Source organism: Rhizobium centroccidentale (assembly GCF_030182565.1).
Classification (GTDB): domain Bacteria; phylum Pseudomonadota; class Alphaproteobacteria; order Rhizobiales; family Rhizobiaceae; genus Rhizobium.
On the sequence record NZ_JAQJCG010000073.1, the window covers coordinates 1 to 374 of the forward strand.

Below are 374 nucleotides of genomic sequence, written 5' to 3' on the forward strand. Positions count from 1 at the left end.
CATTTAATAATAATGTGTCTCAACTGATTGAGTCATGTTTAATTTCTAGAATAGCCAGAAATGAATTTTTGGTTAATAAAAAATACGCAGTTAAAGTTGATTGGGCGAAAGTACAAAAGATAGTATGGACAACAACTTACAGTAATGAAGGGATTGATTCAACAGTGACGATAGCCCCGAAAAAAACGGATTAATTTCTTATGATTGTAAAAGATTTCGATAAAACAAAATGTCGCTAATTCTATTATAGGTCTTTAAATTTTTATGAAGACCTATGTTCTGCTCAATTAAATAAGTTGGAACCTGGGTATTTATTTTTATGTATTTTTTTTATTGCTTTTATTTCTTCTTTTATTAAATCCATTTTTTTATAT

1 protein-coding gene is annotated in these 374 nt (G+C 27.0%); it reads left to right on the forward strand.

What is annotated here, in order from left to right; translation table 11 throughout:
* A partial coding sequence (locus tag PH562_RS30685; protein WP_285177651.1) for a hypothetical protein occupies positions 1 to 194 on the forward strand: 194 nt, incomplete at its 5' end.
* Between the last annotated feature and the right edge of the window lie 180 nt (positions 195 to 374).